Genomic DNA, 13,107 nt, shown 5'->3' with positions numbered 1-13,107 from the left:
TCGTCAGTGCGTCACCGGTGTCGGCAACGCTCCCTGCAACGGTACGGACGGCTTCGCCGGAGTCGTGGAGGCCGCACCCGCGCTTGCGGAACTCCCAGCTTGGGCGGCCCCCGCGGCGGCCGCGGGAGCGCCGGTCACGGTCTGCCCCGGCGCCGCCGCGAGCGGCACGCCGTTGAGCTGCGAGTTCGGGACCAGGTTGCCCTGGCCTCCTGTCACGGTGCCGGCCGCGCCGGTCGCCGGGATGGGCGCGCCGAGGACCGCGCCGTCGGAGAGGCGCAGGTAGGCGGGGTTGCTGTTGCTCACCATGCCGAGCGCGTTCGCGTTGGCGGCGAGGTTCTGCGGCGACGTCAGCCGGTTGAGGTCCTCGGAGGCGGCCTGGTAGCTGCGCTGGAGCTGCGTCTGCTGGGTCTGCAGCGAGCTGAGCTGGTAGGCGCCCTGGGAGACCCCGATGCTGAGCAGGAGCTGCGCGACCACGATCACGAGCAGCGACGACACCGCGGTGATGGCGTAGACGGTGCGCGGACGCGCGCGGCGCTGGCTGCGGGTCGACACCACCTCGAGGTGGGAGCGGCGCTCGCGTGCGGGCTGCTCCGGCCTGTCGAGCAGCGGCGCGGGCGCGTCCAGCTTGGGCGCGGTCGCCGCCGTGGACGCCGGAACGTGCCAGGCCATCGTCGGACGCCTGCGGACGCCCGTCCCCTTCAATGCGGTGTTGCTCACGAGTCCCTCCTCACTCGTTCGGCCGCGCGCAGGCGCACCGGAGTGGCCCTCGGGTTCGCGGCCTTCTCCTCGTCGTCCGCCAGCTCCGCGCCCCGGATCAGCAGCTTCAGCTGGGGCCGGTGCTCCGGCAGCTCGACGGGAAGCCCCGCCGGTGCGCTGGAGCGCGACCGCGTCTGCAGCTCGCGCTTGACGATGCGGTCCTCCAGCGACTGGTACGCCTCGACGACGATGCGGCCGCCCACCGCGAGCGCGTCGATGGCGGCCGGGATGGCGCGCTCCAGCACCGCCAGCTCCTGGTTCACCTCGATGCGCAGCGCCTGGAACACGCGCTTGGCCGGATGCCCCTGCCGCTGCACCGCGACGGGCGTGGCCTTCTGCAGGATGTCGACGAGCTGGCCGGAGCGGACGATCGGCGCGTTCTGCCGCTCCTCCACGATGCGGCGGGCGTAGCGGGCGGCGAGCTTCTCCTCGCCGTACTCGCGGAAGATCCGGCGCAGGTCCGCCTCGGAGTAGGTGGCGAGCACGACTTCGGCGGTGAGGTCGCTTGTGGCGTCCATGCGCATGTCGAGCGGCGCGTCCTTGGAGTACGAGAAGCCGCGCTCGACGCGGTCGAGCTGCAGCGAGGAGACGCCGAGGTCGAACAGCACGCCGTCGATCTCGTCGAACCCGAGCCCTTCGATGGCGTCGCGGATGCCGTCGTACACGGTGTGAACCAGGTGGACCCGGTCGCCGAAGCGCGCGAGCCGCTCGCCGGCGATGGCCAGCGCCTCCTGGTCGCGGTCGAGGCCGACCAGGGTGACGTCGGGGAAGCGCTCCAGCACGCCGGCCGAGTGGCCGCCCATGCCGAGGGTCGCGTCCACGAAGACGGCGCCCGGCTTCTGGAGGGCGGGGCCGAGCAACTCGATGCAGCGTTCGAGGAGGACGGGGGTGTGGATGTCGTCTGTCATGTCCGCACCCGGGAGGATCGGCTCCTGGTTCCGGATCCCCATCCATTCCGACCTGCCACCGGGGAAGTGGTGTCAGGGCGTATGGCTGGGAGTCCGGCGCCAGGCGCTAGAACAGTCCCGGGATCACCTCCTCCTCCGTGTTCGCGAATGCTGCCTCCTGCTCGGCGAGGTACGTCTCCCACGCCTCCGCGTCCCAGATCTCGGCGCGGCTGCCCGCGCCGATCACGACCAAATCCCTGTCGAGACCCGCGTACGACCGCAACGAGGTCGGGACGGTGACCCGGTTCTGCTTGTCCGGGACCTCCGCGCTCGCCCCCGAGAGGAAGACGCGCAGGTAGTCGCGGGCCTGCTTGCTGGTCACCGGCGCCTGCCGGATCTTCTCGTGCAGCGATTCGAACTCGCGCTGCGAGAAGACGTAGACGCAGTGCTCCTGACCGCGGGTCAGGACGAGCCCGGACGCGAGCTCATCCCGGAACTTGGCCGGCAGGATGATGCGCCCCTTCTCGTCCAGTTTGGGGGCATAGGTACCGAGGAACATCGGTGCCACCCCCCACTCTCCCGGCCACGGTTGCGGTGTGCCTCCACTTTACTCCACTCCCATCCACAAAATCTGCCCAATCGGGAATTTTGCCCCGTTTAGGGGTGTTTGCGCCGCGAAATCACGCGGGAGAACGCGGTGGAGGGAAATGGAGGGTGAGAACACTCGCAGGGAGCGCAGAGCGCACGAAAAAGGGCCGATCCGAAGATCGGCCCGAAAGGCGGGTGCGGAGTGGAGTGCGGTGGAGGGGCTACTGCTGCCCGTCCTGGCGCTTGTCCCAGCGGTCGTTCATGCGGTCCATGAAGCCGGGCTGGCCACGGGTCGGCTTGCCGGACGAGCCGGCGGCCGCCGCGTCGGGATCGATCGCCACGCGCTTGCCCGGCGCGATGGCCAGGAGCACGCCGCCGAACATCACCACGAATCCGAGGATCCCGACGATGGGGAGCTGGACGAAGACGCCGGTCACGAGGACCGCCACGCCGATGACGGCGACCAGGATTCCGAGGACGATCGACCGGTACGCGGGACGTGCCCGCTTGCCTCCGACCTTCGCGACGAAGTCCGCGTCATTCTGGTAGAGACTGCGTTCCATCTCTTCGAGGAGGCGCTGCTCATGTTCTGAAAGCGGCATCCGGATCCCCCTCTTTCTAGCGGGTTCTAGGCGTTGTGTGGCCGATTGTAGCCGCACCACTCTGACTAGGCTATACGTGTGTCTGAAAGCATCCGATTCGTCGACCTCATCCAGTCAAGAATCGATGGATTCTTCGATGCACGTGCATCCATTCTCGTCTCCATCGCCGACGAACTCGCCCCGATCGCGGCTTTTTCGAGGGATTTTCTCAGCGGCGGGAAGCGTTTCAGGGCGCTGTTCTGCTTCTGGGGCTGGCAGGCGGTGCGGACGGCCGCCGACGAACCGGGTGACAGCGCGGCGGTGACGGCGGGCGGGCCGCTCGACGCGGTCGTCTCCGTGGCCTCTGCGCTCGAGCTCTTCCACGCCGCCGCACTCGTGCACGACGACCTCATCGACAACTCCGACACCCGCCGCGGCGCCCCGTCTGCGCACCGCCGCTTCGAGCGGCTGCACGACCAGGAGGGCTGGCAGGGCTCGGGTGCGACGTTCGGCACCGGGGCGGCGACGCTGCTCGGCGACTACCTGCTCATCCTCAGCGACGAGCTCTTCGACGAAGGCATGACCCAGACCGTGAGCGCGTCGGCGCGGCGGTCGGCTCGGGCCGAGTTCAACCGGATGCGCCTCGACGTCACCGCGGGCCAGTACCTCGACATCTTCGAGGAGATCGGCTGGGCAGGGCGCCCGGACGCCGACCAGCTCGCCAGGGCCGAGCGCGTCATCGTCTACAAGTCGGCCAAGTACTCGATCGAGTCGCCGCTGCTGATCGGCGCCAGCCTCGCCGGCGCGACGGTCGGCCAGCTCGACGCGCTCCGCCGCTTCGGCCTCCCGCTCGGCATCGCGTACCAGCTCCGCGACGACCTCCTCGGCGTCTTCGGCGACGCGGAGGTCACCGGCAAGCCGAGCGGCGACGACCTGCGCGAGGGCAAGCGCACCGTCCTCATCGCGCTCACCAGGCAGGCCGTCCCCGCAGGGGCGCGGGCGACCCTGGACGAGCTGCTCGGCGACCCCGACCTGACGCCGCAGCAGGTCCAGACCCTCCAGATGACGATCCGGGACTCCGGCGCCGTCGACACGGTGGAGCGCATGATCGCGGACAACGTCGCGAGCGCGATCGAGGCGCTCGACGAAGCGCCGATCGGCCCGGCGGCGCGGGCCCAGCTGCGCGAGCTCGCGGTGACGGTCACCCGCCGGGCGTCCTGACCGGAGGTCCGATCAGGCCAGCGCGATCAGCCCAGCGCGATCAGGCCAGCGCCTGGGCGACGCGGCGCACCTCGGCCTTGCGGCCGGCGCGCAGCGCCTCGATGGGGGCCGTTCCGAGGCTCTCCTCGTCGGCGAGCAGCCAGTCCACCGCCTCGTCGTCGTCGAAGCCGTTGTCCGCGAGCACGATGAGCGTGCCGTGCAGCTCGCCGAGCGGCTCGCCGTCTCGGAGGAACAGTGCGGGGACTTTGAGGACGCCGTTGATGCGCTTCGCCGCGAGATGACGGTCCTCGATGAGGCGGCGGACACGGCTGACGCCGAGTCCGAGCTGCTCCACGAGGTCGGGGATGGTGAGCCACTCTGTGGCCTGGACCTGCTCGTTCACACAGACAAGCGTGCCATGTCCGGCGGCAGATCACACGATCGGGTGAATGTTACGGTTGTGTTAACTGTTGTCACAACAGCCACACTGGTTGACTCCTTACTCACTGTGTGTCAGCGTGGACAACGGCTATGCCACTCATAAGGGGGTCGACCATGTCTCTGAGCGAGAGCACCAACCGGCGGATGCTGGGCACGGTGCCGATCGCGATCGCCGGCTCCATCGCGGTGACGCTGAACCTCCTCGCCCCCGCGCAGGCCGCCAGCGGCGAGGTGCGCGACCGGGTCCCCGAGAACAGCGATGCCACGGGGCCCCGGAACACGATCCGCGCCGCAACGGCGCTGGAGGCCACCACGGCCTCCCCCGCCCAGGTCGAGATCGCGGCCGCCCCCGCCAGCTACCGCGTGCAGACCGGCGACACCGTCTCCGGGATCGCCGCCCGCTTCGGCATGTCCACCGCCGCCGTGCTCGCGCTCAACGGGCTGAGCTGGAAGAGCCTGATCTTCCCCGGCCAGGTGCTCGCGCTGAGCGGTGCGCCGAAGCCAGCGGCCGCAGCTCCCGCCCCGGCAGCGCCGGCCCCCGCAGCGGCGCCCGCGCCGTCCCGGACGGCGTACACCGTCGCGCGCGGCGACACGGTCAGCGGCATCGCTGCCAGGTTCGGCCTCCGCACCTCCGCCGTCCTCGCCGCCAACGGCCTGAGCGGCGCGAGCATCATCTACCCGGGCCAGAAGCTCGCCATCCCGGGGATGACCACGGCGGCGGTGAACACCCCGATCGCGGCAGCCACACCGATCCCTGCGCCCGCTGCGGTCGTCACCGCGCCGGCCCCGGCGCCGGCACCGGTCATCCAGCCGGGCCAGGTGGTCGCGCTCAGCGACGAGATGCGGGTGAACGCGCAGCTGATCATCCGCATCGGCCACCAGGAGGGCGTCCCGGCCCAGGGCATCGTCATCGCCCTCGCGGCGGCCGCCCAGGAGTCCGGCCTGAAGAACGTGCGCTACGGCGACCGCGACTCCCTCGGCCTGTTCCAGCAGCGGCCGAGCACCGGCTGGGGCACGGCGGCCCAGGTGCTCGACCCGGCCCGCGCGACCCTGGCCTTCTACGGCGGGGCGAACAACCCCAACAAGGGCCACACGCGCGGCCTCCTCGACATCCCGGGCTGGCCGTCGATGACCGTCGCGCAGGCCGCCCAGGCAGTGCAGATCTCGGCCTTCCCGACCGCCTACGCCAAGTGGGAGACGTCGGCGCGCGCGTGGCTGGCGCAGCTCGGCTGACGGGCGCGGCGCGCCGAAGGTCACAGCCGGGTCACAGGCCCGGCGCACACCGGTGTTTTGCAGGTTTCGCGACCGCCCCGTTCCCTAGACTCGATCCGTGACCACGAGCCAGACAGACCCGATGATCGGCCGTCTCGTCGACGGCCGCTATCAGGTGCGCTCGCGGATCGCCCGGGGCGGCATGGCGACGGTGTACCTCGCCACCGATCTGCGGCTGGAACGACGCGTCGCGATCAAGGTCATGCACGGCCACCTCGCCGACGACAGCACCTTCAAGAGCCGCTTCGTGCAGGAGGCCCGCTCCGCCGCCCGGCTCGCCCACCCCAACGTGGTCAACGTCTTCGACCAGGGCCAGGACTCCGACATGGCGTACCTGGTCATGGAGTACCTGCCCGGCATCACGCTGCGCGACCTGCTCAAGGACTACGGCAAGCTGACGCCCGAGCAGACCATCGACATCATGGAGGCCGTGCTCAGCGGCCTCGCCGCCGCGCACAAGGCCGGCATCGTGCACCGCGACCTGAAGCCGGAGAATGTCCTCCTCGCCGACGACGGCCGCATCAAGATCGGCGACTTCGGCCTCGCGCGCGCCGCGAGCGCCAACACCGCGACGGGGCAGGCCCTCCTCGGCACGATCGCCTACCTCTCCCCCGAGCTCGTCACCCGCGGCGTCGCCGACGCGCGCAGCGACATCTACGCCCTCGGCATCATGATGTACGAGATGCTCACCGGTACGCAGCCGTTCCACGGCGAGCAGCCGATGCAGATCGCGTACCAGCACGCCAACGACGCCGTCCCCGCGCCGAGCAGCGCCAACCCCGCCGTCCCGCCGGAACTGGACGAACTCGTGCTGTGGGCGACCGAGAAGGACCCGGACCGCCGGCCCACCGACGCCCGCGAGATGCTCGACCGGCTCCTGGAGGCCGAGAAGTCGATCCGCGGCGACGTCGTGATGCAGCCCACGATGGTGCTGTCCCCCGCCTTCGACATCGCCGACGGCGACACCCAGATCATCAACCCCGCCATCCGGCAGCAGGTCGCGTCCAGCACGCCGACCGCGACGGACACGCTGACCCAGGCCGCCCGGCGCCGCCGCGGCAAGGGCTGGTGGCTGTTCGCGCTCGTGCTGGTGCTGGCCGCGGTCGCCGGCGGGACGGGCTGGTACTTCGGCTCGGGCCCCGGCTCGTTCGTGACGGTGCCGAACGTCGTCTCGCAGGCGCCTGCCACGGCCGCCACGACTCTGACGAACCTGGGCTTCAAGACCGTTCAGGCGCAGGAGTACAGCATCACGGTCCCCACCGGGCAGGTGTCCAGCACCGACCCGAAGGCGGGCGCGTCGGCCAACCGCGGCAGCACCGTCACGGTCCGCGTCTCGCAGGGCCCGAAGCCGGTCACCATCCCCGCCCTCGCGGGCGCGAGCCTCGACGCGGCGAAGTCCGCGATCACGGGGACCGGGGCGAAGGTCGGCGACGTCGCGCAGCAGTTCGACGCCAAAGTCCCTGCGAATACGGTCATCTCCGCGACCCGCGCCTCCGACGGCAGCGACATCTCCGGGGGCGGCGGCTACTTCCAGGCGGCGGCGGTGAACATGGTCGTGTCGGTCGGGCCGATCCCGGACGTGACAGGCAAGTCGGTCTCGTCCGCGACGGCCGCGCTCGAGAAGGTCGGCCTGCACGCCACGGCTGGACCGCAGAGCTACAGCGACACGATCGACAAGAACGACGTGATCTCGGCCCAGGCGCAGAGCCAGCCGGTGCGCCCGGGCGACACGCTCGCGCTCGAGACGTCCCGCGGGCCTGCCCCGGTGCCGGTGCCCGACGTGGTCGGCCAGACCTGGGACAAGGCGAAGGCGACCCTGCAGGCCGCGGGCTTCCAGCTCAACTACAGCCCGGCAGCCGACCTCCTGCCCGGCGGGTTCGTGGTCTCCAAGGTGTCGCCCTCCCCCGGCACGGAGGCCCCCAAGGGCTCCACCATCACCGTCAACTTCGCCGGCTTCTGACCCCCACCCCCAAACGTCGAGGGGCACGTAAACGCCCCTAAAACCGCGTTTTAGGGGCGTTTACGTGCCCTTCGACGGGGGCGTCGCGAGGAGTTCAGCCCTGGCTGAGCTCCTCGGCGACGAGGAAGGCGAGCTCCAGGGACTGCATGTGGTTCAGGCGCGGGTCGCACAGCGACTCGTAGCGGGTCGCGAGGGTCTCCTCGTCGATGTGCTCCGAGCCGCCCAGGCACTCGGTGACGTCGTCGCCGGTGAGCTCGACGTGGATGCCGCCCGGGTGCGTGCCCGCGGCGCGGTGCGCCTCGAAGAAGCCCTGGACCTCGTCCACGACGTCGTCGAAGCGGCGCGTCTTGTAGCCGTTCGGCGTCGTCAGGCCGTTGCCGTGCATCGGGTCGGTGACCCACAGCGGGTTGGCGTCGGAGCGCTTGACGGCCTCCAGCAGCGGCGGCAGGGCGTCGCGGATCTTGCCGGCGCCCATCCGGGTGATGAAGGTCAGGCGGCCGGGCTCACGGTTCGGGTCGAGCTTGTCGATGAGCTCCAGCATCGTCTCCGGCGTGGTCGCCGGGCCCAGCTTGACGCCGATCGGGTTGCGGACGCGGGACAGGAAGTCCACGTGCGCGCCGTCGAGGTCGCGGGTGCGCTCGCCGATCCAGACGAAGTGCGCCGACGTGTTGTACGGCGTGCCGGTGCGCGAGTCGATGCGGGTCATCGGGCGCTCGTAGTCCATCAGCAGCCCTTCGTGGCTGCTGTAGAACTCGACGCGGGTCAGCTCGTCGAAGTCCGCGCCTGCGGCCTCCATGAACTTGATGGCGCGGTCGATCTCGCGGGCGAGGCCCTCGTAGCGCTGGTTGGCCGGGTTCGCGGCGAAGCCCCTGTTCCAGCTGTGCACCTCGCGCAGGTCGGCGAAGCCACCCTGGGTGAACGCGCGGATCAGGTTCAGCGTGGAGGCCGCCGTGTGGTAGCCCTGGATCAGCCGGCGCGGGTCGGCGGCTCGCGACTCCGGCGTGAAGTCGTAGCCGTTGACGATGTCGCCGCGGTAGGCCGGCAGCGTCACATCGCCGCGGGTCTCGGTGTCGCTGGAACGCGGCTTGGCGAACTGCCCCGCCATCCGGCCCATCTTGATGACGGGGACGGACGCGCCGTAGGTCAGCACGACGGCCATCTGCAGCACCGTCTTGACCCGGTTGCGGATCTGGTCGGCGGTCGCTCCCGCGAACGTCTCGGCGCAGTCGCCGCCCTGCAGCAGGAACGCCTTGCCCTCGGCCGCGCGCGCGAGCCGGGTGCGGAGCTGGTCCACCTCGCCGGCGAACACCAGCGGGGGCAGGGTCGCGATCTCCGCGGACGCCGCGGCTGCTGCCTCCGCGTCGGGCCACTGCGGCTGCTGCTTGATCGGGAGCGTGCGCCAATAGTCCAGGCCCTCGATCACGGAGTCGTCAGCTTTCACGACGGGATCTGTGGTCTGCAGCACTGTTCTGTTTCCGCTCGGTCGGGTGGATTGGGATAACCGAGCCTATCGCGCCGGACGGGCCTCCGGCGCCGTCGGAGCGGATTGTGACGGGACCGCGACCGGCGGCGGGGAGGCCGGGTCGGCGAGCGCCGCGCGCTTCTCCTTGACCGTGCTGGCGTAGACGTCGACGTACTCCTGTGCGCCCAGACCGTGCAGCGCGTACATGATCTCGTCGGTGACCGAGCGGAGGATGAAGCGGTCGCCCTCCATGCCCTCGAACCGGGAGAAGTCGAGCGGCTCCCCGATGATTATGCCGATCCGGCCGATCCGCGGGATGCGGCGGCCGATGGGCATGATCTCGGCGGTGTCGATCATCGCGACGGGCACGACGGGGACGCCGGCCTCCAGGATCATCCGCGCGACGCCGGTGCGCCCGCGGTACAGCTTGCCGTCGGGGCTGCGGGTGCCCTCCGGGTAGATGCCGAGGATCTCGCCGCGCGCCAGCACTGCGAGGCCGGTGTTGAGCGAGGCCTCGGAGGCCTTGCCTCCCGAGCGGTCGATGGGGAGCTGGCCGGTGGCGTTCATGAACGCCTTGGTCGCCCAGCCCTTGAGGCCGCGCCGGGTGAAGTAGTCGCTCTTGGCGAGGAAGGAGACGTGCCGGTCGACGACGATCGGCAGGAAGATCGAGTCGATGAACGACAGGTGGTTGCTGGCGAGGATGACCGCGCCGTTGGCGGGGACGTTCTCGAGGCCGACGACCCACGGGCGGAAGACGCCGCGGAGCAGTGGCCCCGCGATCAGGTTCTTCATCAGCCAGTAGAACATCGATCGAAAGCCTAGTGCCCCGCTCGGCCCAGGGGGAGGACCGGCCCAGGGGGAGGACCGGCGCAGGGGGAGGACCGGCTCAGAGGGAGGACCGGCTCAGAGCGCCGCGTGAAGGCGCGCGAGGTCGGCCGCGCCGACCACCCCGGCGTCGTTGACCAGCTCCGCGATCCTGAACTCCGGCTCCGGGTGGTAGCCGCGCGCCGGGAGGTTCTCCAGGTACGCCTGCCGGATCGGCTCCAGCAGCAGCTCCCCCGCCTGCGCGACGCCGCCGCCGAAGACGAAGAGCTGCGGGTCGAGGACGGCGCCGAGGCTCGCGCAGGCCTGGCCGAGCCAGTCGCCGAGCTGGCGCAGGGCGGCGAGCGCGCCGGGATCCCCCGCCATGATCAGTCCGGAGATGTCGCTGCCGCTCAGCTCGCCCGTCCTGCTGCGGATGTCCGCGAGCGACTGCCCGATGCCGCCCGCGTCGGCGAGCTCGTTGGCCATCCGCTGCAGCGCCCGGCCGGAACCGTACTGCTCGATGCAGCCGTGCGCGCCGCAGCCGCAGGGCAGCCCGCCCGGCACCACGCGCATGTGACCGATCTCCGCTCCCGCGCCGAAGCCGCCGCGGAACAGCCGGTCGTTGCTGACGATCGCGCCGCCGACGCCGGTGCCGATGGTGAGGATGACCATGTCGCTGACCAGGCGGCCCGCGCCGTAGCGGAACTCCGCCCAGCCCGCCGCGTTGGCGTCGTTCTCGATGAGCACGGGGAGGTCGATGCGCTTCTCGAGCTTCTCCCGGAACGGCTCGTGCCGCCAGTTGATGTTGGGCGCGTAGTACACGGTCGACTGCGACGCGTCGATGAAGCCGGCGGCGGCGACGCCCGCACCCGCGATCTCCTCCGGCCCGTCCGACAGCCGCTCGATCATCGCGACGACGGCGTTCTCGATCTCCTCCGGGCGGCTCGCGTCGGTCGGCACGCGGTCCTCGCGGACAATCGTGCCGAGCTCGTCGACGACCGCTCCGGCGATCTTGGTCCCGCCGATGTCGATTCCGATGGCATGCACAGGCGGGCCCCTTCCGGATGGGCGTGGGTCGGGCGAAGGTGGGGTGAGCGGACCGGGCCGTCTCGGAAGACTCCCTGCCGCACCATCTAGAGTGTAATCAACCACTGCGAGCCGGAGCGATTCGGCCCGATTGCCCGCCCGCCCGGTATCGAGGGAGCTACCGTGAACCAGTTCGAAACCCCCGTCGTCGTCCCCGCCGACCCTGAGGCCAACGCGACGGACCTGCTCGTGCAGCGGGTCGCCGCGACTCCGGACGCGCCGCTGTTCAGCCTCCCGGACGGCGACGGCTGGAAGGACGTGACCGCCGCCGAGTTCCACCGCCAGGTCGTCGCGCTCGCCAAGGGCCTGGTCGCCGCCGGCATCCAGCCGGGCGACATGATCGGCCTGATGTGCAAGACCCGGTACGAGTGGACGCTGATCGACTTCGCGACCTGGTTCGCCGGCGCCGTGCTCGTGCCGATCTACGAGACATCGTCGCCCGCCCAGGTGCAGTGGAACATGTCCGACTCGGGCGCGAAGGCCGTCATCCTGGAGACCGCGGAGATGTTCTCCCGGTTCGACGAGGTGCACGCCGACCTCCCGCTCATCCAGGACGTCTGGCAGCTTCACCTGGGCGACCTGGACAAGCTCGTCGCGGCCGGCGTCGACGTCCCGGACGCCGAGATCGAGCGGCGCAGGAACCTGGCCCGCGGCGAGGACATCGGCACCCTGATCTACACGTCCGGCTCGACCGGCCGCCCCAAGGGCTGCGTGCTCACCCACGCCAACTTCGTGGAGCTGTCGCGCAACGCCACCGAGGCGCTCGGCGAAGTCCTGGAGGGCGCCTCCACCCTGCTCTTCATCACGACGGCGCACGTCTTCGCCCGGTTCATCGCCGCGCTCTGCGTCACCGCGGGCGTGAAGGTGGGCCACCAGGCGGACACCAAGCAGCTCCTGCCCGCGCTCGCCAGCTTCAAGCCGACCTTCCTGCTCGCGGTCCCGCGCGTGTTCGAGAAGGTCTACAACTCGGCCGAGCAGAAGGCGGAGGCCGGCGGCCGCGGCAAGATCTTCCGCGCAGCCGCCGAGGTCGCCGTCGAGCACTCCAAGGCCGTCGAGGCGGGCTCGGTGCCCTTCGGCCTCAAGCTCAAGTTCGCGCTCTACGACCGGCTGGTGTTCTCCAAGCTGCGTGCCGCGATGGGCGGCCGCGTGAAGTACGCGGTCTCCGGCTCCGCGCCGCTCGGCTCGCACCTCGGCCACTTCTTCCACAGCCTCGGCATCAAGATCCTGGAAGGCTACGGCCTCACCGAGACCACGGCGCCCGCGACCGTGAACCGGCCCGACATGTTCAAGATCGGCACCGTCGGTCCCGCACTCCCCGGCGTCGACCTCCGGCTGGTCGAGGACGGCGAGATCGAGGTCCGCGGCATCAACGTCTTCAAGGAGTACTGGAAGAACCCGGAGGCGACGGCCGCGGCGTTCGACGATGGCTGGTTCCGCACCGGCGACCTCGGCTCCTTCGACGCGGACGGCTACCTGACCATCACCGGCCGCAAGAAGGAGATCATCGTCACTGCGGGCGGCAAGAACGTCTCCCCCGCCGTGCTGGAGGACCCGATCCGCGCCAACCCGCTGGTCGGACAGGTGATCGTCGTCGGCGACCAGAAGCCGTTCATCGCGGCGCTGGTGACGCTCGACACCGAGATGCTGCCGACCTGGCTGGCGAACAACGGCGAGGACAAGGACATGACCCTCGCCGAGGCGTCCGTGAACCCGGCGGTGAACGCCGAGATCCAGCGGGCGATCGACGCGGCCAACGACAACGTCTCCCGCGCAGAGAGCATCCGCAAGTTCGTCATCCTCGCCACGGAGCTGACGGAGGCCAGCGGCCACCTCACGCCCAAGCTGAGCATCAAGCGCAACGTGATCCTCGCCGACTTCGCCGACGTGATCGACGGCGTCTACAGCGGCAACCCCAGCACCCAGGGCATCTCGCTCGCGCACTGAGCCCCATCACGAAGGCATCCTCCCCCGAGGGGCACGTCGGATTGACATTAACCCCTTGGTAGTTTCAAAACCCGTGCCCCCAGCGGAGGGTTTTGGGGTTGGGGTGGGTGACCCCCGCGGGGGGTG

General features: G+C 70.5%; 12 protein-coding genes. 4 read left to right on the top strand and 8 right to left on the bottom strand.

What is annotated here, in order from left to right; translation table 11 throughout:
- Positions 1 to 3: 3 nt before the first annotated feature.
- The 4 genes from ACFQ9V_RS15300 to ACFQ9V_RS15285 form a co-directional block, all read right to left on the bottom strand.
- The gene (locus tag ACFQ9V_RS15300; protein WP_382459978.1) at positions 4 to 717 is read right to left on the bottom strand and encodes a hypothetical protein; all 714 of its coding nucleotides are present in this window, start codon (positions 715 to 717) and stop codon (positions 4 to 6) included.
- The gene (gene rsmH, locus ACFQ9V_RS15295) at positions 714 to 1,664 is read right to left on the bottom strand and encodes a 16S rRNA (cytosine(1402)-N(4))-methyltransferase RsmH (protein ID WP_382459977.1); all 951 of its coding nucleotides are present in this window, start codon (positions 1,662 to 1,664) and stop codon (positions 714 to 716) included. The genes ACFQ9V_RS15300 and rsmH overlap by 4 nt, the downstream gene beginning before the upstream one ends.
- Positions 1,665 to 1,770: 106 nt before the next feature.
- Positions 1,771 to 2,202: a division/cell wall cluster transcriptional repressor MraZ gene (gene mraZ / locus ACFQ9V_RS15290; protein ID WP_382460021.1), complete on the bottom strand. Its 432-nt coding sequence runs from the start codon at positions 2,200 to 2,202 to the stop codon at positions 1,771 to 1,773.
- A gap of 250 nt (positions 2,203 to 2,452) precedes the next feature.
- Positions 2,453 to 2,833 (bottom strand): DUF3040 domain-containing protein, encoded by a 381-nt coding sequence (locus tag ACFQ9V_RS15285; protein ID WP_179605608.1) that lies wholly within the window; start codon positions 2,831 to 2,833, stop codon positions 2,453 to 2,455.
- 78 nt (positions 2,834 to 2,911) lie between these two features.
- Here ACFQ9V_RS15285 and ACFQ9V_RS15280 point away from each other — a divergent pair, with 78 nt between their 5' ends.
- On the top strand, positions 2,912 to 4,033 hold the full coding sequence (locus ACFQ9V_RS15280; RefSeq protein ID WP_382459976.1) for a polyprenyl synthetase family protein: 1,122 nt from the start codon (positions 2,912 to 2,914) through the stop codon (positions 4,031 to 4,033).
- Between the two features lie 40 nt (positions 4,034 to 4,073).
- Here ACFQ9V_RS15280 and ACFQ9V_RS15275 read toward each other — a convergent pair whose 3' ends face one another.
- On the bottom strand, positions 4,074 to 4,415 hold the full coding sequence (locus ACFQ9V_RS15275; protein ID WP_382459975.1) for an Rv2175c family DNA-binding protein: 342 nt from the start codon (positions 4,413 to 4,415) through the stop codon (positions 4,074 to 4,076).
- Positions 4,416 to 4,567: 152 nt separating this feature from the next.
- On the opposite strand from ACFQ9V_RS15275, the gene ACFQ9V_RS15270 reads away from it, so the two are divergent.
- Both ACFQ9V_RS15270 and pknB read left to right on the top strand, forming a co-directional pair.
- Entirely contained in the window at positions 4,568 to 5,686 is a 1,119-nt protein-coding gene (locus ACFQ9V_RS15270; protein ID WP_382459974.1) for a LysM peptidoglycan-binding domain-containing protein, read from the top strand.
- 97 nt (positions 5,687 to 5,783) lie between these two features.
- Positions 5,784 to 7,685, top strand: coding sequence for a Stk1 family PASTA domain-containing Ser/Thr kinase (gene pknB / locus ACFQ9V_RS15265; RefSeq protein WP_382459973.1), 1,902 nt, complete (start codon positions 5,784 to 5,786; stop codon positions 7,683 to 7,685).
- 94 nt (positions 7,686 to 7,779) lie between these two features.
- Here the strand turns inward: pknB and ACFQ9V_RS15260 are convergent, their stop codons facing one another.
- The 3 genes from ACFQ9V_RS15260 to ACFQ9V_RS15250 all read right to left on the bottom strand — a co-directional run bounded on the left by ACFQ9V_RS15260 (position 7,780) and on the right by ACFQ9V_RS15250 (position 10,998).
- Complete coding sequence (locus tag ACFQ9V_RS15260) at positions 7,780 to 9,108, bottom strand: class II 3-deoxy-7-phosphoheptulonate synthase (RefSeq protein ID WP_382460020.1); 1,329 nt, start codon at positions 9,106 to 9,108, stop codon at positions 7,780 to 7,782.
- Between the two features lie 84 nt (positions 9,109 to 9,192).
- Positions 9,193 to 9,954, bottom strand: a complete 762-nt coding sequence (locus tag ACFQ9V_RS15255; protein WP_382459972.1) for a lysophospholipid acyltransferase family protein — start codon at positions 9,952 to 9,954, stop codon at positions 9,193 to 9,195.
- A gap of 96 nt (positions 9,955 to 10,050) precedes the next feature.
- Complete coding sequence (locus tag ACFQ9V_RS15250) at positions 10,051 to 10,998, bottom strand: ROK family glucokinase (protein WP_382459971.1); 948 nt, start codon at positions 10,996 to 10,998, stop codon at positions 10,051 to 10,053.
- Between the two features lie 162 nt (positions 10,999 to 11,160).
- Between ACFQ9V_RS15250 and ACFQ9V_RS15245 the strand changes: the two genes are divergently transcribed.
- A complete protein-coding gene (locus ACFQ9V_RS15245; protein ID WP_382459970.1) occupies positions 11,161 to 12,981 on the top strand; it encodes an AMP-dependent synthetase/ligase in 1,821 nt (606 codons plus the stop codon).
- Positions 12,982 to 13,107: the final 126 nt, after the last annotated feature.

This window comes from Leifsonia sp. NPDC056665 (assembly GCF_042791795.1).
Classification (GTDB): Bacteria; Actinomycetota; Actinomycetes; order Actinomycetales; family Microbacteriaceae; genus Leifsonia.
This window is presented reverse-complemented; position numbering and strand designations above follow the sequence as displayed.

Excerpts from the sequence above, each read along its gene's own strand:
- rsmH (WP_382459977.1), bottom strand. The coding sequence starts at position 1,664 with ATGACAGACGACATCCACACCCCCGTCCTCCTCGAACGCTGCATCGAG.
- mraZ (WP_382460021.1), bottom strand. The coding sequence starts at position 2,202 with ATGTTCCTCGGTACCTATGCCCCCAAACTGGACGAGAAGGGGCGCATC.
- ACFQ9V_RS15270 (WP_382459974.1), top strand. The coding sequence starts at position 4,568 with ATGTCTCTGAGCGAGAGCACCAACCGGCGGATGCTGGGCACGGTGCCG.
- ACFQ9V_RS15285 (WP_179605608.1), bottom strand. The coding sequence starts at position 2,833 with ATGCCGCTTTCAGAACATGAGCAGCGCCTCCTCGAAGAGATGGAACGC.
- ACFQ9V_RS15255 (WP_382459972.1), bottom strand. The coding sequence starts at position 9,954 with ATGTTCTACTGGCTGATGAAGAACCTGATCGCGGGGCCACTGCTCCGC.